This window comes from Flavobacterium sp. IMCC34518 (assembly GCF_027111095.2).
Classification (GTDB): Bacteria; Bacteroidota; Bacteroidia; order Flavobacteriales; family Flavobacteriaceae; genus Flavobacterium; species Flavobacterium praedii.
Genome location: NZ_CP114284.2, coordinates 382119 through 407125 on the forward strand (window position 1 = coordinate 382119; position 25007 = coordinate 407125).

Annotated in this window: 21 protein-coding genes; 2 read left to right on the top strand and 19 right to left on the bottom strand. The window is 34.9% G+C overall.

The genetic code is table 11. The features are described from left to right. Window positions 1-97: 97 nt before the first annotated feature. The 19 genes from OZP06_RS01575 to OZP06_RS01665 all read right to left on the bottom strand — a co-directional run bounded on the left by OZP06_RS01575 (window position 98) and on the right by OZP06_RS01665 (window position 22636). A complete protein-coding gene (locus tag OZP06_RS01575) occupies window positions 98-1189 on the bottom strand; it encodes an outer membrane beta-barrel protein (protein ID WP_269223380.1) in 1092 nt (363 codons plus the stop codon). Between the two features lie 490 nt (window positions 1190-1679). Then, complete coding sequence (locus OZP06_RS01580; RefSeq protein ID WP_269223381.1) at window positions 1680-2534, bottom strand: TorF family putative porin; 855 nt, start codon at window positions 2532-2534, stop codon at window positions 1680-1682. Window positions 2535-2572: 38 nt separating this feature from the next. After that, window positions 2573-4255, bottom strand: a complete 1683-nt coding sequence (locus OZP06_RS01585; RefSeq protein ID WP_269223382.1) for an FAD-dependent oxidoreductase — start codon at window positions 4253-4255, stop codon at window positions 2573-2575. A gap of 161 nt (window positions 4256-4416) precedes the next feature. After that, window positions 4417-5769 carry an NAD-dependent succinate-semialdehyde dehydrogenase gene (locus OZP06_RS01590; RefSeq protein ID WP_269223383.1) on the bottom strand — a complete coding sequence of 451 codons (1353 nt, stop codon included), beginning with the start codon at window positions 5767-5769 and terminating at the stop codon, window positions 4417-4419. 102 nt (window positions 5770-5871) lie between these two features. Continuing rightward, a complete protein-coding gene (locus OZP06_RS01595; protein ID WP_269223384.1) occupies window positions 5872-7317 on the bottom strand; it encodes an aldehyde dehydrogenase family protein in 1446 nt (481 codons plus the stop codon). A 65-nt stretch (window positions 7318-7382) separates the two neighbouring features. Continuing rightward, window positions 7383-8417 carry an ABC transporter ATP-binding protein gene (locus OZP06_RS01600; RefSeq protein WP_281324144.1) on the bottom strand — a complete coding sequence of 345 codons (1035 nt, stop codon included), beginning with the start codon at window positions 8415-8417 and terminating at the stop codon, window positions 7383-7385. Window positions 8418-8419: 2 nt separating this feature from the next. Beyond that, window positions 8420-9193 (bottom strand): ABC transporter permease, encoded by a 774-nt coding sequence (locus OZP06_RS01605; RefSeq protein ID WP_269223387.1) that lies wholly within the window; start codon window positions 9191-9193, stop codon window positions 8420-8422. A gap of 2 nt (window positions 9194-9195) precedes the next feature. Continuing rightward, window positions 9196-10041 (bottom strand): ABC transporter permease, encoded by an 846-nt coding sequence (locus OZP06_RS01610; RefSeq protein WP_269223388.1) that lies wholly within the window; start codon window positions 10039-10041, stop codon window positions 9196-9198. A 19-nt stretch (window positions 10042-10060) separates the two neighbouring features. Next, window positions 10061-11137, bottom strand: a complete 1077-nt coding sequence (locus OZP06_RS01615; RefSeq protein ID WP_269223389.1) for a CaiB/BaiF CoA-transferase family protein — start codon at window positions 11135-11137, stop codon at window positions 10061-10063. A 25-nt stretch (window positions 11138-11162) separates the two neighbouring features. Continuing rightward, a complete protein-coding gene (locus OZP06_RS01620) occupies window positions 11163-12260 on the bottom strand; it encodes an ABC transporter substrate-binding protein (RefSeq protein WP_269223390.1) in 1098 nt (365 codons plus the stop codon). A gap of 284 nt (window positions 12261-12544) precedes the next feature. Continuing rightward, the gene (locus tag OZP06_RS01625) at window positions 12545-13195 is read right to left on the bottom strand and encodes a GNAT family N-acetyltransferase (RefSeq protein ID WP_269223391.1); all 651 of its coding nucleotides are present in this window, start codon (window positions 13193-13195) and stop codon (window positions 12545-12547) included. 85 nt (window positions 13196-13280) lie between these two features. Further along, on the bottom strand, window positions 13281-14699 hold the full coding sequence (locus OZP06_RS01630; protein WP_269223392.1) for an NAD-dependent succinate-semialdehyde dehydrogenase: 1419 nt from the start codon (window positions 14697-14699) through the stop codon (window positions 13281-13283). A gap of 54 nt (window positions 14700-14753) precedes the next feature. Then, complete coding sequence (locus tag OZP06_RS01635) at window positions 14754-16055, bottom strand: aminotransferase class III-fold pyridoxal phosphate-dependent enzyme (RefSeq protein ID WP_281324145.1); 1302 nt, start codon at window positions 16053-16055, stop codon at window positions 14754-14756. Beyond that, window positions 16048-16533, bottom strand: coding sequence for an Lrp/AsnC family transcriptional regulator (locus OZP06_RS01640; RefSeq protein WP_269223394.1), 486 nt, complete (start codon window positions 16531-16533; stop codon window positions 16048-16050). Before OZP06_RS01640 ends, OZP06_RS01635 begins: the two co-directional genes overlap by 8 nt. A gap of 98 nt (window positions 16534-16631) precedes the next feature. After that, window positions 16632-18209: an amidohydrolase gene (locus OZP06_RS01645; RefSeq protein ID WP_269223395.1), complete on the bottom strand. Its 1578-nt coding sequence runs from the start codon at window positions 18207-18209 to the stop codon at window positions 16632-16634. A gap of 79 nt (window positions 18210-18288) precedes the next feature. After that, window positions 18289-19635 carry a 4-aminobutyrate--2-oxoglutarate transaminase gene (gene gabT / locus OZP06_RS01650; protein WP_269223396.1) on the bottom strand — a complete coding sequence of 449 codons (1347 nt, stop codon included), beginning with the start codon at window positions 19633-19635 and terminating at the stop codon, window positions 18289-18291. 45 nt (window positions 19636-19680) lie between these two features. Continuing rightward, window positions 19681-20328 (bottom strand): GNAT family N-acetyltransferase, encoded by a 648-nt coding sequence (locus OZP06_RS01655; protein WP_269223397.1) that lies wholly within the window; start codon window positions 20326-20328, stop codon window positions 19681-19683. A gap of 116 nt (window positions 20329-20444) precedes the next feature. Next, on the bottom strand, window positions 20445-21098 hold the full coding sequence (locus tag OZP06_RS01660) for a GNAT family N-acetyltransferase (protein WP_281324146.1): 654 nt from the start codon (window positions 21096-21098) through the stop codon (window positions 20445-20447). Between the two features lie 11 nt (window positions 21099-21109). After that, window positions 21110-22636, bottom strand: coding sequence for a Na+/H+ antiporter NhaC family protein (locus tag OZP06_RS01665; RefSeq protein WP_269223399.1), 1527 nt, complete (start codon window positions 22634-22636; stop codon window positions 21110-21112). A 243-nt stretch (window positions 22637-22879) separates the two neighbouring features. Here OZP06_RS01665 and OZP06_RS01670 point away from each other — a divergent pair, with 243 nt between their 5' ends. Beyond that, window positions 22880-24337: a CoA-acylating methylmalonate-semialdehyde dehydrogenase gene (locus OZP06_RS01670; RefSeq protein WP_281239213.1), complete on the top strand. Its 1458-nt coding sequence runs from the start codon at window positions 22880-22882 to the stop codon at window positions 24335-24337. Window positions 24338-24533: 196 nt separating this feature from the next. Next, on the top strand, window positions 24534-24983 hold the full coding sequence (locus OZP06_RS01675) for a GNAT family N-acetyltransferase (protein ID WP_269223400.1): 450 nt from the start codon (window positions 24534-24536) through the stop codon (window positions 24981-24983). Window positions 24984-25007 lie beyond the last annotated feature (24 nt).

Here is a 25007-nt window from a genome sequence, read left to right on the forward strand (position 1 = left end):
AAATAAACCTATTTCAAAAACAAATGCATTAATACAAAAAAAAAGCTGCCAAAACCCAATAATAGGATCTTGACAGCAAAAAAAAAAATATTTTTAATTAGAAAGTATAAGTCGCAGCTACCAAAGCATACGTATTAACTCCTTTGAAACTATCATCATTAGTAACAAAAATATCATTTGAAGCAGAATCAATTCTGATTTCAGGAATTATTGTCATATTACCCACTTTATAGTTTAATGATAATGTATTACCAATTATTGAAGAACCAGCAATTGTTCCTAAAGAAGCAGTAGCATCTTTTGAATCCATATACTCCAAACGATATGCTAATAATACACTTGAACTAATTGTATAACTTGGATAAAGAACTAAAGAGTACCATTTTCCATCTAAACTACTATCTATATTATTATTGGTATCCGCATAAGTTGCATTGAATCCAACAGCAAATTTATCACCAAATTTTTTAGTACCCACAAAATCAAATTGAGTTCTATTTTCATCTGAAGAAGCAATAATTTTTCCAAAACTATCTCTCAATGGACTTCCGTTTTCAAGTCCCGAAGATATATTTAAATAAGCACTTCCAGTTTCTCCTACATATGCAACTTGTCCTATATATGTTTTTGAATTTGTTTGTGTTTCAATAGCTGATTTAAAATCGGTTGGATTAGTAACACCAGCCATAAAACTAAATTTACCAGATGTATATTGTGCTTTTACTCCTGTATTGAAAAAAGGCCCATAAGTAAAGGCATACGACATACTGTAGTTTTTATTGTCTACAGCATCAAGCAACTCATACCCGATGTGAGTTCCAAAAGTTCCTGCAACAATTTTAAAACTATCTGACACATCATAAGTGAATGTCAATTGTTTAATCATAAATGTGTAAGCATTATCATTGTAGGTAAATTCCTTAGCTCTGCTTCCAAAACCTAAATCTACAAATACAGATGCTTTTTTCCATTTGTGAGAGGCTTCAATAGATGCCATACCTAATTCAAATGAATTATTAGAATTCGTAAAGCTGGTATAACCTCCTGAAATTCCAGAAAAAGCATATTTGTAATACGCATCTGCAGAACCTGCAAAAGTTGTTGATGGAGACACAGCTGTTTCTCCATCTTGTGCAAATGCTAAACTTGTAGTCAAGACTAAGGCTAAAATAGTAATTACTTTTTTCATATTTAATCGGTTTTTGGTTAATTATTCAATCTTGATAATTGAATTGAATTTGGTTATTCTTCTTTTTTATTGGGGCGAAATTATTAACTTTTAGTTAACAGAAAAACTTTTTTAAAACTTTCCGAAAAGAATTATTGATATCCAAAATTCATCGAAAAATAATGAGCAATTCCTATTTTAAACCTAAATTTTTAAAAATTCAATAATCAAATTTTTAACCAAAACCCATAATTTTTCACCATTAATAAATTTTATACACACAAAAAATTCAATTTTAAACCAAAATAATATACAAAAAAAAATCATACCCCTATAAAAAACAGGGGTCGTAATACAAATAAAACAAATACCCATAACCAGACTTTTATTAAATCCAAAAATACCTATCAAAATATATTTCATAAAAAAAACCTTAAACTCACTAACAAAATGCTAGTTGTGAGTTTAAGGTTTTAGAACTAAAATTTAAAAAAAATCCTTTTTAGTTTTATTATTTGATTGTTAAAGTCAAACCACCTGATATAATATTTACTTGTTTTTCTCCATCAAGACTTTTTCTTCCATCTTCATTATAAGTATATCTCAAGAAAACAGGAAGGCTGAATTTTTCCGAAAATTTAATCTCTTTAGCTACATTCAATCCTACATTCGTAAAAGCAAATCCAGCTGTTCCGTCTTGATGCAAACCATAATACGCATTATTATTGATCACAGCAGCACCTACAAAACCTCTTAAGTTTACACCAATTGATTCAATTGAATGTGTATACCCTATTTCTGAATAAGAAGAAAAAGCTCTGTTTTTATTCAACACTTCTCCATTACTATCATACTCAACATCTTTGTAATCATTTCCATTAACTAAAGTATTCCATTGAAAATCAATAGGTACACCTTTGTCTGAGAAATCAAGAAGTATTGATAGATCCATAACTTGAGCAGATCCAAATCCATAATCAAAATAATTGGCTCTAGAAAAACCATACGTTTCCACATTTTTCTTAGTGGCAGGTGCATAATAATCACTTAGCATAACTTTTAAAATTGGAGTAACTTGGTAAGATACATACCAATCATACTCATTATAGGCATCTGCTGCAGAAGACAAATTGGTTGTCATCCAGAATCCTACTGTTAATTTTTCGGTTGCTGCATACGATGCATAAGGTTGAAAAGCTATATTATTCGAATACAATTTTACCCCTCTCCACATATAAGGAGCTACGACATCTACTGCTGCAGTAAATTTTGATTCTGGAGCATCTTGGGCTGCTGCTGGCGCATCTTGTGCAAATGCGAAACTACTCGTTAGCATTAAAGCTAAAACTACTACTACTTTTTTCATTTTGGTTTTGGTTTTTGGTTAGGTTTTGGTTATTAATTTTAAATATTTGCTTTTTTAATTTTTGCCTTAATTTGTTCTGCGGCCAACCGTCCTGTCTCGGCAGCTCCATTCATAAATCCTTGATAATCGACACTGCAATGTTCTCCTGCAAAATAAACATCTCCAATTGGCTCTGCGGTATATAACATGGCCGTATTCCATTGTCCGGGTTTTGGACAGGTATAGCTGGCTTTTACAAATGGATAGGAAGACCAACAGGCAAAAACATGTTTGTTTACATATCCTTTTTTAGACCCTGGGAAAACTTCTTCCATTTGTCCAATGTATTTATCGATTTCTTTTTGAGGCAAATCTGTTTTCCAGATATGTGTTGCGGGCGCGTGCGGATTTTGTACTGCCACTTTTGACAAGGCTATAGATTCATCTCCTCCAAAGAAACAACAATACACCCCTTTGTTACTGGCTACGCTTTTTATACTGCTAGAATCCCAACCGTCATGAATGTCTTTGTGAAATAAATAGCCGTAATAGTTGTTTTTCCCTTCGCGCCAAGGTCTGCCTTCGTATCCTAAAAACAATTTGTTATTTTGTCCATAACCCAATTCCTGAATTGAATTTCTCTTCTCAGGAGTCATGTCGCTTAAGTCCATTTTTACGTCGCGCAACATGGTAAACGGAATAGCAATAATTACATAATCGGCCTGAACATCTTCTTTATCCTTAAATGACAATGTATATTTCCCGTCTTTGTTTGAAATAGCTGTCAATATGGATTTCATCACAATTGAATCTGCCACTTTTCCGGATAAATGTTCTATTAATTTCGAATTTCCTTCTCTTATTCTGTATTTTTCATCGCTATCACCAAAAATTTTAAATCCTTCAGAAGTATTGGTGTCAACCATATCCAAGAGATTGATTGCGGACTGTTCCGAAGTGTCCAGTCCAAATTCTGCCAAATAAGCTGCAGTGAAAATATCTTTCAACCATTGACTGCATTTCAAAGACTTTATATAATCCTTCAAAGTCATTTTGTCAAAAACCAAAGCCGCTGGCGTATCATAATCTTCTCCTAAACTAGCGGCATCTTTTTGAATTGATGGTGCAATTTTTTTAAATTCTTTAATGATTTCTTCTTCCGAAATATGCCTTCCGTCAAAAAAGAAGGTTTCATGTATCAAATTTGCAGCTTTGGATTCGGCGTACATATCGATTAAATCCAAATCAAATTCTTTGGCCAAAGAAAGCATATCTTCATGCGTAGAATCAATAAAATCACCTCCAAATTCGGGATGAATACCCATTTGCAACGCATCACCATAATGTGTCAAAATTCTTCCGCCCAGTCTAAAACTTCCCTCATAAATAGCCGATCTAATTCCTGCTTTTCTTAATTGATAAGCCGCATTCAAACCAGCCATTCCAGCACCAACAATCACCACTTTTTTATCATTTGAAGATCCAACACCTTCGCCTTCATCAGATATTGGATTCCTTGTTTTTTCTTCTTCTTTTTTACAACTTACGATTGAAGTTCCGATAATTCCTGTGAGTAAACTAAACTTTGCCACATCGGTAACAAACTTTCTTCTACTAACGGTATCACTATTTTTGAAAGCAATAATTGTATCGACTTCAATTTCTGGATTTTCATTTGAAAATTGGGCAAGTTTCAAATTCAAAAGAAAATTTTTAAGTACGGTTGATTTTGGATTTCTCATTGGTTATTTGGTTTGGTTAGCACTTTATTACACAAAGATTCGCAAGGTAAACACAGAGATGCACAAAGGTTTTTTTTAGTTTTTTTTTATTCAACACTGTTATAATAGACAATCAAACTAATTGAATTTTCAATCTTCTTTGCATCTTCTTTGCGAAATAGTTATTCAATAATCACTGATTTCATATTCATAAATTCTTTGATTCCAATTTCGGATAATTCTCTGCCGTATCCTGATTTTTTGATTCCACCAAAAGGGATTCTAGAATCAGAACGCACTAAAGAATTAACAAAAACATTACCCGCTTCTATTCGTCTTGCCAGTTTATAAGCATTCTCCCTGTCTTCTGTCCAAATTGCCGATGCCAAACCATATCGATGATTATTGGCAATCGCAATCGCATCATTTTCATCTTTAGCTCTAATAATTGTTGCTAAAGGCCCAAAAGTTTCTTCTTGAAAAGCAATATTATTGGCATCTACAAAATCAATTAATGTGGGTTGAAAGTTGCAATGCTCCCGCTCTCCTCCCACCAAAATTTTGGCGCCTTGCTTTAAAGAATGCTCCAATTGGTAACTTAATTTTTCGGCCAAATCAATTCTTGCCAAAGGCCCCATATTGATTCCGCTTTGCAATGGATTTCCTTGTTGTAGCGCACTCACTTTTTGAGTAAACAAAGCAGCAAATTCATCTGCAACTTTTTCGGTAACAATAAAACGTTTGGCGCAAATACAAGCCTGACCAGCGTTTAACATTCTAGATTGAGTAGCTACCGTTGCGGCTTTTTCCAAATCGGCATCATTCAAAACAATAAAAGCATCAGAACCTCCCAATTCCATCACCGATTTTTTGATATGTTTTCCAGCTAATGCCGCCACAGAAGAACCTGCCATTTCACTGCCTGTCAAGGTAATTCCAGACACAATATCCGAAGCAATAACACTTTCTACTTGCGGAATATCAATGTTTATTTGCTGAAAAACACCTTCTGGAAAACCAGCTTCCAAGAAAGCATTTTCAATTGCTTTGGCGCAACCAATAACATTTGGTGCGTGTTTTAAAAGTGTCACATTTCCGCCCATAATTGCCGGTGCAGCATAACGCAACACTTGCCAAAAAGGATAATTCCAAGGCATAATCGCAAAAACAGCACCCGATGGGTCATAAACCGACATGCTCTTGAAAGGCGTGTCATATTGCTCATCTTTCAGCATTCTTTCTGCATTCTCCGCGTAGAAATCACAATTCCCTGCTGATTTATCGACTTCGGCAATACCTTCTGACAATGTTTTACCCATTTCATTGGTAATCAGCAATCCCAATTCGTCTTTATTGGCTCTTAATATATCGGCCAGTTTTTTCATTTTATCGGCTCTTTCTTGAAAAGTCGTAGTACGCCATTGTTTGAAAGCCGATTCCGATAATTGCAGTTTTTGGGTCAACTGCGCATTGGTTAATACTTCATGCTCCGCGATAACTGCTTGTGTAAACGGATTTATAGATTTGAATATCATTGTAATAAAAAATTTAAAAGATTGAAACATTGAAAGATAGAAAGATTTTAAATTCTGTTATTCCGAATTTTTAAATTATTAAATCTTTCAATCATTAAATTATTAATACCATCCCACCGGATCTGTATCTAGATTGATGTTGACTTGTTTTACTTCGAGGTAATTTTCGATACCATACAATCCCAGTTCTCTGCCTGTTCCCGATTGTTTATATCCGCCCCAAGGCATTTCATTGAAAGTAGGATGATAAAAATTGACCCATCCAATTCCTGCTCGTATCTTTGGCATTACCCGATGTACACGCGTTACATCTTGCGTGAACAACCCATAACCCAAACCATATTCGGTATCATTGGCCATTGCAATTGCTTCTTCTTCGGTGGAGAATTTCAATAATGCTACTACAGGCCCAAAAATTTCTTCTCTGGCAATTCGCATATTTGGGGTAACATCTGTAAAAATGGTTGGCTCTATAAAAAATCCTTTATTGTCATCTGTATTTCCTCCAAAAGCTAATTTTGCTTCCTCTTTCCCTACTTCTATATAGGCTTTAATTTTGTCAAAATGAGCTTGAGATACAATGGGTCCCATCGTGTTTTCGGCAACACTTCCATCACCCACTTTTATATTTTTGGCTCTAGCCACAAACTGTTTTACAAATTCATCGTAAATGGTATCTTGAATCAAAATTCGAGAACCTGCTGTACACACCTGTCCGCTATTAGCGAAAGCCGCAAACAATCCCCAATCAATAGCCAAGTCCATTTTGCAATCGTCAAAAATGACCACTGGATTTTTTCCACCTAATTCTAAGGTTACTTTTTTAAGATTTTCGGCAGCGATTTTGCCAATGTATTTTCCTGTAGAAGTTCCTCCCGTAAAAGCAATTTTATCAATTTTGGTATTGCTGATTAAAGCGTTTCCAGCAATAGGTCCATCGCCTGTTACAATATTGATTACTCCTTTTGGAATATCCAATTCGTCTATTAATTGAGCCAAAAACAAAGCCGTCAACGGTGTCACTTCGGATGGTTTTAAAACAACTGTATTTCCTGCTGCAATGGCCGGTCCTAGTTTCCAGGCGCACATTAAGAACGGAAAATTCCAAGGTATAATTTGAGCGCAAACCCCAATGGCCTCGCGAGTTACATAACTAAATGAATTTCCAGGAACACTCATGGTTTCTCCATGAATCTTGGTTGCTAATCCTGCATAAAACTCAAAACAAGATGCTGCATCATCAATATCAAATTCGGCTTCACGAATGGGTTTACCATTATTTTCAACTTCTAATTTTACAAATGCTTCAAAATTGTCTCTAATTTTTCCCGCAATTGCAAACAATATTTTCTGACGGTCCTGTGCCGTTTTACTTTTCCATTCCTCGCCATCAAAAGCAGCTCTTGCTGCATCGACAGCAGCATTTACATCTTCAATTTGTGCTTCTGGAACTGTAGCAATTACGGCCTTGGTCGCAGGATTCAGTATCGCTCTTGTTTTGCCTGATGCCGCATCCACAAAAGCACCGTTGATATACATTTTATACATAATTTTTAAAGTTAGAAGTTAGAAGTTAGAGGTTAGAAGTTTTAAACTTCAACCAAACTTTTATCTTAATTATAAATTTGAATTAAACTCGGCGCTAAATAAATAGTAACCGATTGTCCTATAATTTTTGTCAACGCCACTGACGAATCTTCGGTTTTAATGATTTTTTTACCTGATGCGGTTACCAATTTGTACTTTCTGTGATTCCCTACAAAAATGACATCTTCGATAGTAACCTGAAGCGAAATATCATGCACGATATCAAAAGAAACATTCTCTGGTCTGATGAATAATATTCCTTTATTATCACTTATTTCATGATTGAAATTAAAGGTTTTATCCTCTAATGAAAATGTTTGTTTATTGGCAATGTTCACCGGAATCAAATTGGCCTCCCCAATAAATCCAGCTACAAATTTGGTTTTTGGATGATTGTATAAAGTTTGACTGTCCGACAACTGCTCTATAACTCCGTGATTCATTACTGCAATTCGATCCGACATGGTCAAAGCTTCTTCCTGATCGTGCGTGACATACACAAACGTTTTATTCAAATCTTTGTGCAACTGTTTCAATTCGAACTGCATTTGTTTCCTTAATTTTAAATCCAATGCACCAAGAGGTTCATCCAATAATAAAATTTCAGGATCGGGTGCAATCGCTCTGGCAATGGCAACTCGTTGTTGTTGTCCACCTGACATTTCAAAAGGTTTTCTGGTTTTGAAAGCTGTCATTTGAACCAATTCAAGCATTTCATCCACTCGTTTATTGGTTTCGGTTTTGCTTAATTTTTTTTGGTGCAAACCAAAAGCAATATTTTCGGCCACATTAAGATGCGGAAACAAAGCATAATTTTGAAAAACCGTATTTACGTTTCTTTTATAGGGAGGCAATTGGGAAATGTCTTGTTTATTGAGTAAAACTTGCCCATTGTCCGGAGTTTCGAAACCTGCAATCATGCGCAACGTTGTTGTTTTTCCGCAACCGCTTGGTCCCAAAATGGTCAAAAATTCTCCATCTTGGATTTCTAAATCCAAATTGTTTACAATAAGCGAACTTCCGTATGATTTGCTGATTCCTTTTAATTCTAATTTACTCATACTTAATTCTCTTTATTAAATTTTAACGAAATAAAAATGGCTGCTGACGATATTAAAAATACCAAAGTTGCCACAGCATTTACTTCGGGTGTAATCCCTCGACGCATCATTCCATAAATTTCTATTGGTAATGTGTTTTCTCTTGAAATCAAGAAAAAAGTAACGGGTATTTCATCCATTGATAATACCAATGACAATAAAACGGCGCCAATAATGGCTGTTTTTATATTAGGTAAAATCACTTTAAAAAAAGCTGACAACGGACTGGCTCCCAAATCAAAAGCGGCCATTTCCAAATACGGATCCAACTTCTTAAATCGAGCCAAAATCTGTGTAATCATAATGGCAATTAAGAAAGTGGTATGACCAATAAAAACGGCTTTTAATGACAATGGAATTCCCATTAAAGGAAAAAGACTCAACATGGCAACTCCCGTCACAATTCCCGGAAGCGTAATGGGAAGTAAAATTAATTTTAGCAAAAAGTTTTTACCAAAATAATTGTATTTGTGCAATGCATAAGCAGACGGTATTCCAATTATTAAAGCGGCAAGCGTACTTGATATTGCTATTATAAAACTGACTTCGACAGCATTAATCATCGATTGATTGTGAAATAATTTTACATACCAATCCAACGAATAATGTTCAATTGGAAATGAACTTACCGATTCTTTATTGAAGGAAAACCAAATAATAATGAATATCGGGAAATACAAAAACCACAGCACCGAAAAGGCTGAAAAGGAAATTATAAAGGCTCTTATTTTTTTCATGATTATTGTGTTTCGTGTTTTTTCTCGTATCGAGAGGAAAGTTCCAGTAATATAAAAACCAAAATGAGTAAAACTACTCCAACTGCCGATCCAAGAGGTTTGTCATTGGATGTTCCAAATAAATTTTGAACAATACTCGATATAAACAATGTATTGGGGCCGCCCAAAAGCGAGGCCGCCAAGAAATCTCCAAGAGTCAACACTAAAGCTAAAGTCCCACCCGAAATGACTCCAGGCAGAATCAATGGAAAAATTACTTTTCTAAAAGTCACCCAAGAATTAGCACCTAAATCTTTACTGGCTTCCACCAAAGATTTTGAAATTTGTTCGAACGAAGTATAAATTGGTATACAAACAAAAGGCAAAAAGATATAAATCAAACAGAGAATTACCGAGAAATCAGAATACAACACAAAGCGCAACGGTTTGTCTATAATACCCATATTGATTAACGACGAATTAAAAATTCCGTTTTCCCCAAGAATTACTTTCCATGCATAAGCCCGAACAATGTAGGACATCCAAAAAGGCAGAACGATTAAAGTATAATAGAACGATTTGTTTTTGGTTACTTTAAAAGCAATAAAATAGGCCAGCGGCATACTCAATACGATGCAAGCTAATGCAACAATTATCGCATAAATAAAAGTTCGAATCAAGGTTTCGTAATACAATGGATTGGTAAAAATCTTGATATAGGAATCAAAATTGAGATCATATACCACTTTTCCAAAATCATCTGTTGCCAATACACTTTGTGTTAAAATGAACAAATACGGCATTACCAGAAACAGGAATAACCACAGCAAGAGTGGAAAAATTAATACATATTTATTGTAGTTCTTCATTGTAAAAAATTATACTTTTTTAATCCATATCAAAAATAGCTGTTGCCATTCTCTTTGTGATTTGCCCATTGGGAAGTGTTTCTGTTAAAATTAATTTTTGAGCACTTTCACTATTCAGCACTTCGTCCATATTTCTAATTTCACCACAGGGAACATTGTTGTTTTTGAATTCTTTGAGCAAAAATGTACTTTGAAATTCACAAAATGCCTTAGACAAAAAAACACTTAAACGCGCTCTGTTTTTCACTCTCAAACTATTTGAACTAAAACGAACATCCGACAGTAAATCATTTATATTCAAACACGAACAAAGCGATGCAAACTGTTTGTCATTTCCAACCGCAAGAACAATTGCTTTATGATCTTTTGTGTAAAACGTTTCGCCATAAGGAGCAATATTTGGATGTAAACTCCCCATTCTTTCTGGAACAATCCCGCCCATTAAATAATTTGTTGCCTGATTGGCCAATGTAGCTAAAGCGGCATTATATAATGATACATGAACAGTAGCCCCTTGATTTGAAATACTTCTTTTCAGCAATGCGATCAGTATGGCTTCTTTAAGTTGGTGAGCGGCGAGAATATCAATAATGGCGATTGGTATTTTGACAGCTGTACCTTCTTTTTCGCCATTTATGTACATAAATCCAGCTTCTGCTTGCAATACAACATCAAAAGCGGGAGTTTCATCTTTGGCTCCATAACCACTTATTTGTGCATAAATGAGTCTAGGAAATTTACTTCTTAAAGTTTTCGAATCCAGTCCTAATTTTTTTGAAGAGGTAGGTTTAAAATTGGCTATAACAATATCCGCATCTGCAATCTCATTCAAGACCAATTCAAGATCTTTTTCAACAGTTAAATCTGCCCACAGAACTCTTTTATTATAGTTCACGGAACTGTAATACCCTGATTGATTTTCTTTGGATTCTGATTCTAAAAGCCAACTTCGAGTTACATCTCCATTGTTGGAAGGATTTTCGACTTTTATAACCGTCGCACCCAATTCGGCAAAAAACATTCCTACTGCAGGACCAGCCAAAACCCCCGCTAATTCGACGATTTTTAATCCTGCAAATAGTTCTTGTTTTTTCATTCCTAAAATATTTTTGAAGAAGGAATTATTGGTTTTTCACTTCACTCCAGATTTCGTTGTATCTTTTTCTGTTTTTTACAGGTTGCCAAAAATTCAAGGTTTTAAACATTTGGTCCATGCTTGCCACATCCATTAATTTTTGAGTTTCAGGAGATAGTAATGCATTTGCTTCTGGATTTGACACATAATATTGTGTGAATTCAGCAACTTGAGCCATCACTTTTGGTTGAGAAACGTACTCCAACCAAAGTTGTGCCAATTGCTTGTTTTTGGCTCCTTTTACAATCATCAAACGGTCAATCCAACCTGTTGCACCTTCAGCAGGAATAACAGCTTTAATGTTCATTCCTTGCTTGTTCAAATTAGCTGGGGTCAATGGCCATCCAACAGCAGCAACCACTTCTTTATTTTTGAATAAATTATCCAATTCCCCTGCTGAAGCCCAGTTTTTACGAACTTGAGGTTTCAATTCTACCAATTTTGCTTTACAAGCAAGTAATTGTTCTTCGGTTAAATTATACAAAACCGACTGATCTTTTTTGTCATATCCTAGCAATTGTGCTGCTAAATAAATAGAAGAAATATCATCATACATTGCGATTTTTCCTTTGTATTTTGGATCAAAGAAAAGATTCCATGAAGTTGGAGTTTCTTTGATAATATCGGCATTATACACTAAATAATCCGGACCCCAAGTAAAAGGCATACCGTATGTTTTTCCGTCTTTTTGAACATCTTTCATTCCAGATAAAACTGGCGAAAGTGATTTCCAAGCCGTTAATTGTTCTAAATCTAAAGGCTCTGCCAAATCTGAAGAAACGATATAACCCGCCACATCGGATGAAGGAGTAATTACATCATAACTAGCTCCACCACCACTTTGTAATTTTGAAACCAATTCATCTGAAGATCCAAAATAAGTACCTTTTACGGTTACTCCATATTTATCTTCAAATTCTTTGGTAAAAGAGGCATCTGCATATCCTTCCCAAGCTAGGATATTTAAAGTAGAACCTTTTAATGCTTCTAAATCAACTGTTCCCGTTTTAGCTTCTTCAGCTTTTTTGCCACAACTTGAGAATAAGCCCATAATTACTAGTAATGATAATGCGATTTTTTTCATTTGGTTTTTGGTTTTAGTTAAATAGTAAAAAAATTATATAATTTTAGAAATCTAGTCAGAAATTTCTAAACTCATTAAGAGTTCATTTTATCATACCAATAATAAATAAAGAACATTCTAAACTCAATTAAGTGAATTTAAAAAATTAAAAATTTAATTTTCTTTGAACCATTAAGAAATTAAGGTACATTAAGTCCTAGAAAACTTAATTTTTCTTAATTTCTTAATGGTGAAAATTTTTCTTTATGTTTATAAATGAACACTAAAAATTGAACACTTTCTTCTTAATGGTGTTCGCTTAATTTAGTAGCTGGATCAATAGGCCAATACATTAACACCGAGCAATTCCCGCTTCTTGGATCGTCTAAATAATCAAATAAAGGCTCGACTAGAATGAATCCGCATTTGGTTTGAGCCGTAACGGTTGGATCTACTATTTCTCCTTTTATCAGTTTGTCGCAATATGCTGCAATGGTCATTTGGTCTTTTACTTTGTCAAAACCAATTGGCATTCCAGCGGTCATTTGTCCCAAACAACCCAATTCTTTTGCTACATCTTGACGCGCATTATAAATTTGTCTTCCAATTCCTTTTCCCTGATAATCAGGATGCACCGAAACGTCAAGTCCATACAGCCATTCCGCTTTTGGATCATGAGTTCCTAACCATAAATTATCCGATATTTCAAGAAAAGTATGGTGTCCTTTGTGATAATTTTGCTGTAAAGTTGTAGTAGCAGCAATTACTCTATCTCCATCTAAAACAATCATTTGACCTTCAGGAAAAATTTCCATGTGTCTCAAATACTGCTCTTCTGTCATCAATTCTTCAGCTGATAAAGTTGGAAAAACAATTTTTTGAAGTTCTGCTTCTTGTTTTGCGTATTCTGGTGTAGCAGTCTGTAAAATGTATTTGCCTAAAATTTCTTTTTTCATAGCCCCCTAGCCCCCAAAGGGGGAATTTAGATTAATAATAATTATTTTTTATAGTCCTTTCCTTCCCCCTTCGGGGGCTAGGGGGCTACATATTACCGTAACTAATCAATTTCATTTCCAAATATTCTTTCAATCCTTCGGATCCTGATTCATGACCAATTCCACTGCTTTTTATTCCAACAAAAGGCAATTCGGTTCCGTGTGCCGCCCATTCGTTGATTCCTACCATCCCGAATTCAAGGTTTTCGGCATACACATTTGCATTTTTAATGTGATTGGTAAAAACGTATGAAGCCAAACCATATTCCGTATCATTTGCCCATTCGATAACTTGTTCTTGAGTGTCAAAAGGAATTACAATCATCAATGGTCCAAATACTTCCGTTTTGATAAATGCTTGTGTTTGTTTTGATTCGATTAAAGCAGGATGCACAAAAAATCCTTTCTCTGATTTTTCACCACCAATATGAACAATTGCTCCTTCACTTTTTGCTTTTTCGAGCATAGCCAAAGAATGGTTTTGCTGTGTTTTATTAATCAGTGGTCCCACAAAATCAATATCTCCACCATTGATTCCTGTTTTCAGTTTCGAAATATCCTCTTTTACAACAGCAACAAACTGATTAAAAATACTGGAGTGCACATAAAAACGCTGTGGCGAAACACAAACTTGTCCACAATTTCTTAATTTGGCAACCAAAGCTTGATGTGCAATCGCTTCTACATCAACATCTTTATCAATTATAACAGGGGCGTTTCCACCCAATTCCAATGACAATTTGGTTGATGTTTTTGAAGCACCATCCATTAATATTTTTCCAACACGAGTACTTCCTGTAAAACTTATTTTTTTCAACAAAGGGTTTTCAATCATTTCCGTTCCTGTCGAAACAGGTTCAGTATTGATTAAATTAAAAACTCCTTTTGGGATTCCTGCTTCGTGCAAGGCTTTTGCCATATTAAAACTCGACAATGGCGTAAATTCGGAACCGCGCATCACAACCGTACAACCCGCCGCCAATGCAGCTGCTACAGCTCTTGCTGGATTATAAGCTGGGAAATTCCATGCCGTAATTACACCAACAACACCCAATGGCTGATAAATGACCATCGACCGTTTGTCAATTCTACTCGAAGGAATAACCCTTCCGTAACTGCGTTTTCCTTCTTCGGCATACCATTCGAAAAGGTTGGCAGAAACTTGCCATTCGCCTCTTGCTTCCAACATTGGTTTCCCAGTTTCTAAAGCGGTTTCTTTGGCGAAAGCCTCAGCATTTTCCCTCATATAGTTGGCCGCTTTTTTTAGAAACTCTGCTCTAAAATAAGGAGTAGTATTTTTCCATCCTTTGAAAGCGGTATCGGCAGCATCAATGGCCAAACTACAATCGGCAGCATTACCAAAAGGAACTTTATCCACTATTTCTTCCGTCGATGGACTTTGCAAATCCCATTTTGCGCCGTCTATTGCGTCGCACCATTCTCCATTTATATATTGCTTTCTCATTTTTTTTCTTTTAAGATATCTTTGTCAAAGTTTTGAACTTTGACAAAGATTATTTTATTTCAAAACCTCTTCTATCGCTTCTTCCAAAATCATTAAACCTCTGTGCAACACTTCGTCTTCAATAAACAACGGGCTTAATATTCTAATACAATTTCCGTAAGTTCCAGAAGTAATCACAATCAATCCATTGGCCAAACATATATCCACAATTGCTTTTGTGGCCACACCATCTGGAATTCCAGTTTTTGGATTCGTGAATTCGATAGCTAACATTGCTCCCAAACCGCGAACATCAGTAATGGTTTCCGGATATAAAGATTGTATGTGTTTGAATTTATCATGAACAATTTTACCGACTTTTTTACCGGCAGCATTGATGTCATTCTTTTCCATGTAATTGATACTTGCCAATGAAGCCACACAACTCAAAGGACCTCCTAAATAAGTTCCTCCAATAAGTCCTGGTTTTATGGCATCCATAATTTCTTGTTTACCAATTACAGCACCAATCGGCATTCCACCACCCATCGATTTTGCCCAAGTAGACAAATCCGGTGTTACATCATAATGCTCATAAGCTGCCCATTTTCCGGTACGCCCAAAACCGGATTGCACCTCATCAAAAATCAGACAGATATTATTTTCGGTACAAAACTTGCGTAAATATTGAACGTATTTTTTGGAAGCCACTGTAAAACCACCTTCACCTTGAACCAATTCAAGAATAATCGCAGCCGTTTGACTAATAGAAACAGTTGACGAAAAAGTTTTATGCAACTTCATAATCATCAAATCATCAAACTCATCATGAGTCATTCTATTTTTCATGCTCGGCTTGTAGTAAGGATATTCCAATCGATATACCTCGGGTGCGTAAGGTCCTGCTCCTTCTTTGTATTTCACATTAGATGTCAAAGTCATCGCCATCATGGTACGACCATGAAAAGACCCATCATAACAGATAACTCCCGATTTTCCTGTAACCGCACGAGCAATTTTGATAGCATTCTCTACTGATTCAGCACCAGATAAAGTAAGCATTGCTTTTGTAGATTCTCCGTGAGGTAGTATTTCACATAATTTCTCAGTCAAATCCATATATTGTTCGTAAACCGAAACATTAAAGGAAGCATGAATGAATTTTTCGGCTTGTTTTTGAATGGCTTCAATAATTTCAGGAACGCCATGTCCTACATTATTTACTCCAATTCCACCTGCAAAATCAATCAATTCTCTGCCATCAGCATCAATAATTATAGCGCCTTTGGCCGATTGAATACTGGATGGATTGAAAATTCCCAAAGCGTTTGGAACACTTTTTTTTCTTCTTTCGTATAATTTATCTGTATTACTCATTTTGTTTGCTTGATAATTTTGCCAACTCCAAATCGGGTTGTGCTATTTTATAAATCTTCATATACATATTGGTTTTGGTATCAAAAACCCCTTCCAAAAGATGAATTTTGTCACCAATTAATTCATTTAAATGCTCCATATCTCGGCACATAACATTTGCTTCAATATCAAAATCCCCCGAAACGGATGCCAAAAAACTAACTTCTGGTAATCTTGATAATTCTTCAAAAATAGAGCTCATGAACGTTTTTGGCTTGACCGAAATTAAAATACTGGCATAAGCATTGAATCCAATTTTGTTAGGATCAATTCTACCTATAATTTTTAACGTTCCATCTTCAACCAAATTGATATAACGGTGTCGTATGGTACTTACTGCAACATTAATTTCCTTTGAAATTTCGGTAAATGACATTCTACCATCTTTTTGCAATAATGTCAATATTTGAAAATCCAATTCATCATCTAATACACTCATCTTTAGCTAATTTTTGTAAAATTTTAATAACAAATCAAAAGTAATTAATTTATTTACAATAAAATACAATTTTTTGGTTTTATTTTTAAAAAATAAACTTATTTTTTGTATTTTAATTTTCCAGCAACCCATGTTTCGAGTGATTCAACATTAGAAACATCTTTTAACTCAAAAGGATTTTTATCTAAAACTATAAAATCAGCATATTTACCTATAGATAAGCTTCCTTTTACGTTTTCCAAATTATCGGCAAAAGCACTTCCTTGCGTGTATGCGTACAACGCTTGTTGCAGTGTTACTTTTTGGCTTTCGCCAATAATAAAACCATCGGCAGCTTTTCGGGTTACGGCAGTTTCCATATTAACCCAAGGATTAATCTCTTTTACTACCGGTCCATCTGTAGATAAAGCCAAATTGATTCCGTTATCCAAAACCGTTTTGCAGGGATAAACCACATCTAATAATGCATCAGGCAATGTGCTTTTGAAATTATTAGCCAATTCATAAATAAATATGGGTTGCATGGCAGCAGTCATATTCATTCGTTTGAAATCATTTATATTTTCTTGGGATAAAAACCCAACATGTTCGATTCTGTGTCTTAAAGTAGGATCGATTTTGAACAAATCACTATACACTTTCAAAGTCAAATCGACTGCTTGATGACCAATGGCATGGGTTGCCACCGAGAAACCTTTGTCAACCGCTTCTTTTGCTGTATTGTAAAATTTATCATAATCCAATCGCAAAACTCCCTTGTAACCATCGGTGTTTTTATAAGGAACATTCAAGGCAGCAGTAGCTGAACTCAAACCGCCATCCGAAAAGAACTTCACCGTTTTTATCTGTAAAAACTCCGATTCATATTGTTCCGGCAAAACCTGAATTTCATCGCTTCCGTCTGGAATTCGAAGCGGAAAAACATTCATTCTCACTTTGAGTAAACCTTCTTGATCCAATTGAATATAGGCCGCAAGCAATTCTTCGTTGGCCGCAGGATCTGTAGCGCTCGTGATTCCGAGACTTAACAAATAATCATGCGCTTCCAGAATCATATTTTTATACTCCTCGAAAGTAAAAGGCGGAATGTTATTCATAATTAAACCCAAAGCTCTTTCGGTAAAAATTCCCTGCAAACTGCCGTCTTGATTCTTGCGAATTTCACCTCCAAAAGGCACTTCGGTAGCTTCACTCACTCCCGAAATCTCCATCGCTTTGGAATTGGCAATACCAATATGAGCACAAGTTCTTATGACAAAAACTGGCCTGTCGGCAATTACTTCATCCAAATCTTCTTTGGTAGGCAAACGCTTTTCTTCGAGTACCATTTCATTGATTCCACGAGCCATAATCCACTCCGAGTTTGGATTTTTGGCAGCAAAATCTTTAAGCTTTTGTTTGAATTCGACTATCGATTTTACGCCTCGAACATCCAGCATATAGGTGCGAAGATGTCCAATTTTCCAAACATGAATATGCGCGTCGTTGAGTCCTGGAACTATTGTTTTCCCTTGAAAATCAATTTCTTTCTCAAAAGAACCAAATTGATTTCGAAGTTCGGCTGCTGTACCAATGGCTTCAATTTTTCCCAAATCATTAATTACTATGGAATCAGCAATGGCGAAAGCCTCATCCATAGTAATAATTGTGGCATTATGTATTAAAATTAGTAGCACTCTTTTTTTTATTTAATTATAGATTTTCAAGTTCCTAACCCGTTTTAGAAACTGGTTTGAAAACACATTCTAAAATATATTATCCTCTTTCGTTCAATACGTCTTGAATAGCGGCTTCAATTACATCAAGACCTTCATTCAATTGTTCATCTGTAATTACAATAGGAGGCAAGAAACGAATACAGTTGGTATACAATCCGGCTCTAATTAAAATCAAACCGTTGGCAACCGACTTTTTGATAACCGCCATTGCAAAATCCATATCCGGTTCTTTGGTTGTTCTGTCTTTTACAAACTCTACCACAAGCATAGCTCCAAGTCCACGAACTTCGCCAATTATCGAGAATTTCTCTTTCATGGCATTGATTCTGTCCGTAATTACTTTACCAACATGCGTTGCACGATCCAAAAATTCTGGTTTGATAATTTCTTTTACCGTTGCCAAAGCGCCTACAACTGCAATTGGACTTCCACTGTATGTTCCTCCAATTCCACCCAAATGCGGTGCATCCATGATTTCTGCTTTTCCAGTAATGGCAGATATTGGCAATCCAGACCCAATTGATTTTGCCATCGTAACAATATCCGGAACTACACCAGAATGCTCGATAGAAAGGAATTTTCCTGTTCTACCCGCTCCTGCTTGAACCTCATCGGCAATGAATACAATTCCATGTTCATCACACACTTTTCTGATTTTTTCTAAGAAACGTTTTGGTACCGGAATAAAACCACCTTCACCTTGAACAGGCTCAATGATAATTGCCGCAACTGCAGACGGATCAACGTGAGAAATCAAATTTTGATCAAAACGTTCGATACAAAAATCAATATATTCTTCTTCTGTCATAGCATTTGGTCTTCTATACACATTTGGAGAGTGAAAACGATAAATATCTTGAGCGTAGCTTCCAAAACCTTTTTTGAATAAACCATATTTACTAGTCAAACTTAAGGTAAGCATGGTACGACCGTGATAGGCGCCTTCAAAACAAATAACGGCTGGTCTTTTTGTATAATATCTTGCAATCGCTACTGCATTTTCTACAGCTTCAGAACCAGAGTTTGCCAACAACGTCTTTTTTGGAAAATCACCTGGCGTAATTTCGTTTAGCAATTCTGCAAATTCCAAATAAGGTTCGAATGTGGTAACAAGAGCACCTGGATGAATGTATTTGTCCAGCTGATCTTTTACAGCATCAATCACCACTTGTGGTCTATGACCTAAATTTACCATTCCGATTCCACCTGCAAAATCAATCAATTGATTCCCATCTACATCCCATACTAAGGCACCTTCAGCCTTTTCAACCACCACTTCGGTAGATTTACCTAGACCTGCTGGCAATGCTGCAGCTCTTCTTGCTAATATTACTTTGCTTTTTGGACCAGGAATTTCTGATACTTTTTTAATTTGAGTTCCCATTTTATTTTTTTTTTTTTTGCTTTTTACTCTTTATTCTTTTAATTGCTATAAATAATAATTTTCGTCAACTGGTTTATACATTAATATACTGCCAAATCCCGATTCAGGATCATTGATGTAATTGTATAAAGGCCGAATCCATCGAAAACCTGCACTGCGTTGTGGTGTAATGGTAGGATCTATTATTTCGTTATTCATCACCCTTTTGCAATATTCTTCAATAGTCATTTGGTCTTTTACTTTGCCATAACCTATTGTCATTCCTGCTATTATTTGTCCTTTCAACCCTAATGCTGCGCACACTTCATTACGGGCTTTGTACATTTCTTTTGAGAGTCCCAATCCTCTGTATTCTGGTAAAACCCCCATATCTATTCCGTACATCCAATCACCATTTGGAATTTGTACATTGGTTATCCATAAATTATCGGTCTCTTCTAGAAAAGTACTATCATGTTCTGGAAAATCACACCTAAAAGAACTTGCCGAAGCCACTATTTTTCCATCCTTTTCAACTACAATTTGTCCTTCTGGAAAAACTTTTATATGATTCGCAAAATGATTCCTATCTAATATTTCAGACTCGTGCAATGTTGGATAACATCTTGATTGTACATATTCCATCTGAACGGCATCTTCTTCTTTTGCGATTCTAATTATAAAAGCATCATTCAAAATCTTTTTAGCAATCATATTTTGATTTTATTAAGAGACTAAGATTCTAAGCATCTAAGACTCTGAGTTTTTAAAAAAAATTTCTCTTTTAAATTGTTTCTATAAATCTTAGCCACTTAGTGACTTAGAATCTATTATAATTTTAATTTAAAATTCTCATCTACTGGATAATACATTAAAATACAAGCAAAACCAGCTTCGGGATCATTGATATGATTGTATAATGGTTTTATCCATCGAAAACCTGCTTTTTTTTGTGGAGTTACTGTAGGATCCGTAAATTTTTTAATTTCTAATGCGTAACAATACTCTTCAATTGTCATTTTATGTTTTACTTTTCCGTAACCTATAGTCATTCCTGCAATAAGTTGTCCTATCAACCCAAGTTTTTTACATATTTCTTGTCGAACCAAATACATTTCTGTCGAAAGTCCCAAGCCGCGATATTCAGGTAAAATCCCCATATCTATTCCGTACATCCATTCTCCATCTGGAATATGGGCATTGGTAATCCATAAATTATCCGAAGACTCTAAAAAAGTAGCTTCGTGTATTGGAAAATGAGATCGAAATGTACTCGCCGAACCTACAATTACGCCATCTCTTTCCAATACAATTTGACCTTCAGGAAATACTTTGATATGATTGATAAAATGATTCCTATTTAACAACTCTGTCGGATCCAAAGAAGGATAACATTGCTTTTGAACATATTCCATCTGAACTGCATCTTCTGGAGTTGCATTTCGAATCACAAATTCATTAAATAAAACATCCTTTGGAATCATAAGCTCTTTATTTACAAAACAAAACCTGCTATCAAATACAATATAGAAGAAACAGCAAATATTACCAATTGATACGGAAATTGTGAAATTCCATGTTGCATCATATTCACTTTACAAGATTGAGCCGTAAGTACACGATTGTCCGAAAAGAAACAGGCAGCTGCTCCCCAAACGGTTCCTGAAGCTAATGCTCCTTGGCTTAGCCAAAAATTAGCTCCTAATGTATGAGACAACAAAGCTGTTGTTGGAACCAAAATAGCATAAATACCCCAGTTTGAACCAGTTGCCCAACAAATCCATGATACCAAAGCAAAAACGATAAAAGGCAAAGTAGCACTATTCAACCAACTAATTCCTTGTAAATTCTCAACAACAAATTCGTTGAATCCTAAAGCATTTTGAACATCTTTTAATAAATATGTAAAACCTAAAACAGTTAAAACGAACGTGATTGTCTCCAATCCCAATACAAAATGTTTCGAAATTTTATTAAATTTAATCACTTTAAAAAGTAAAAAATAAAGGTAAGTAAACACTACAGCCGTAACAATACCACGTAACGCATCAATGCTACCAAAAATATATTCAGAAGAGAAAGTAAAACTTCCCCAATAATCCATATCAAAAGGGTAAGGAAAAACAGTACACCAAATTAAAACTAGAATTGGAAGTATAAAATAGAGTAATTTCCCTTGTTTAGCATTTGGTTTTGGAATTTTAACTACGGCTGGCTCTATTGGTTTTACATTGGCTTCAGCTAATTTAATTGCTTTAGAATCTGGAATCAATTGAAAAACAATTAAACCTCCCATAATCAATGAAATCCATGCCGAAAAATTATAAGGTATTGTTCCCAAAAATGCTTGAATAGGATTTGTTATTGCAACTCCTGCCGCATCCAAAACACCACCATCTATAGCGACAATTTGTGTACCGTAAAAAATTGTCCAAGTCGAAATAGGAAAAATAATAGTAAAAGGTACACAAACCATTGTCAATACCAATGCTAATTTTTCTCTAGAAACTCCAAACTTATCAGTAATAGGTCTCATAGTATTCCCAACAGACAAAGCGCTTAAATAATCATCTAGAAAAAAGAAAAAACTCAAGAAATAAGTCATTATTAAGGACTGTTTTTTGTTTTTTACATGATTTTCAGAATATCGGGCTACTGCTTTGATACCTCCAGAGACATTTAACAATTGAACAAATGCTCCATATAATATACAAACTAAAATTACCCAAATCAGTCCTTGATCGTGTGCGTCTCTAGCGATAGAAGTAAACATACCGTCAAACATATTCAGCGGAAAAATCATTCCTTTTCCTTCAGGAAAATATTCTGTAGACCCTCCATGTTGTGCCAATAATGCAAATCCGATCGCACAACCTATAATTAAAGGTTCCAATGCTTTTCTAGTAATCATTGCAATTCCCAAAACAGTAAATGCAGGAACTAAAGCGTGCCAATGGATAAAATAACAAAGAGTAGCTAAGAACAATAAGGCTACACCAATAATAGTAGAGACTGATTTCATAAATTTAATAGTTTTAGTTTGGTTTGTTTTTTGGTTTTTGGTTTTTTTAAATAATTTAAATGGGTTATTCTTTAAATTAATAATCTATAAACATTACCTTATTTCTAACTTACCATGAGTTGTAAATAAATCAACATGAATATGATTATTTTGTAAATCTAACAATATTTTTAATACACGCAAAAATATTTATTGTTTTTTTGTAAAATATTGTATATTTGAAAAAATTTAAAAGTAAAAATTATGTCATTTAACGAAGTAAAAAACTTTATAAACGGGGAGTTTACCCCCGGTAGTTCTACAAAAAAACATTCCGTTATCTCGCCTTTAGACGGTAAGGAATTAACTACTTTCAACGAATCAACCATGGAGGATTTGAATGAAATTATCAGCTCAGCACAAATAGCCCAAAAAGCATGGCAAAAAGTTACCTTAAAAGAAAGAGCCCAAGTTTTTTATAAGTACAAACAATTATTAGAAAAAAACAGCGAAGAATTAACCGAGATCATTTATAGAGAAAACGGAAAAATTCATAGCGAAGCCAAAGCCGAAATTGACAAAGCGATTGAACTTACTGAATTTGCTTGTTCTTTACCACAATTTGTAAATGGAGAGAATATGGAAGTAAGCAAAGGTGTTTTTTGTTCATCGACCAGAGTGCCATTAGGAATTGTAGCTTCAATTGTTCCTTTTAACTTTCCAACTATGGTTCCCCATTGGACAATTGTAAACGCTATTGCCCTTGGGAATGCATTTATCTTAAAACCTTCTGAAGCTGTTCCTATCAGTAGTCAATATACTGCCAAACTCCTTAAAGAAGCAGGTCTTCCTGATGGATTGTTCAATATTATAAATGGAACACAAAGCACGGTAGAAAACATTTGTGATCATCCAGCAATTCAAGCCGTTACTTTTGTAGGATCTACCAAAGTGGCCAAAATTGTGTACCAAAGAGCTAGCAATAACCTAAAACAAGTATTGGCTCTTGGTGGTGCAAAAAACCACATCCTATTATTACCAGACGCACATCCTGAAATGGCATCATCAAATATTGTTGCTTCAATGAGCGGTTGTGCTGGCCAACGTTGCATGGCGGCAGCTACCTTAATTGCTGTTGGAAATTGCGATGCCATCCTTGACAAATTAATTGGTGACGCTCAAAAAATTCAATGTGGTACAACTTTAGGAGCTGTAATTTCGAAAGCCGCCAAAGACCGAATTGAAGGATACATAACAGAAGCCGAACAACAAGGAGCCAAAATTATTTTGGATGGTAGAAATACAGTAGTACCAGGAAAAGAAAATGGTTTTTATGTAGGACCTACTATTATTGACTATGCAACTGCAGATATGAAGATTGCAAGAGAAGAAGTTTTTGGTCCTGTATTAGCAATAGTTCGTGTAAATACTATTGACGAAGCTTTGGCAATAGAAAACGCCAATCCGTATGGCAATGCGTGTTCTGTATTTACACAAAGCGGCGGTTTGGCCAATTATGTGACGGAAAATGCTTCCGCTGGAATGTGTGGCGTAAATATTGGAGTACCAGTTCCTAGAGAGCCATTTGGTTTTGGAGGATGGAATGAATCCCGATTTGGTTCAGGAGACATTACAGGAAAAAGTTCAATTGGCTTTTTTACCAAAGAAAAGAAAACAACAACCAAATGGAATCCTGAAGCAGGAACCAACTGGATGAGCTAAGAATATATGGCAGATTCTAGATTCCTGATTTTAGAATATAGAAATAGAGTTTTGAATTTGATTTTAGCTTTTTAGAAAAAAATTAAAAACAAAAAGGGGTATTTGCAAATGAAGATTGGAAACAAAAAGTATAATATTCAAAAATTAAAGTTTTTTTTGTAAATTTAGTTTTCTAACCACTTAAAACCAATTCATTATGATACGAAAAGCCACAATTCAGGATTTAGATCAATTGACAAATCTTTTTGATCAATATGTAGTTTTTTATAAAAAGCCTTCAAATAAGGAGAAACATTATTCCTATTTAAAGGAACGATTAGAAAATAATGAAGCCACAATATTTGTATCAACTGATGAGACAAATCCAGAAACAATTAATGGTTTTGCTCTTATTTACGTTACATTTTCTTCATTAGCATTGAACAAAATTTTAATTCTAAACGATCTTTTTGTAGACTCTTCTATTCGAAAAAATGGAATTGGAGAAAAATTAATTTTAAAAACTGTAGCATTAGCAAAAGAAATTGGGTCCAACATTATCCGACTCAGAACCGCAAAAAACAACACAGCAGCCCAAGGATTGTATCATAAAATGGGTTTTGTAAGGGAGGACTATCTCTATAGTTATGACCTTACAGTCAACTAATATTAATAAATAAATTAAACACAT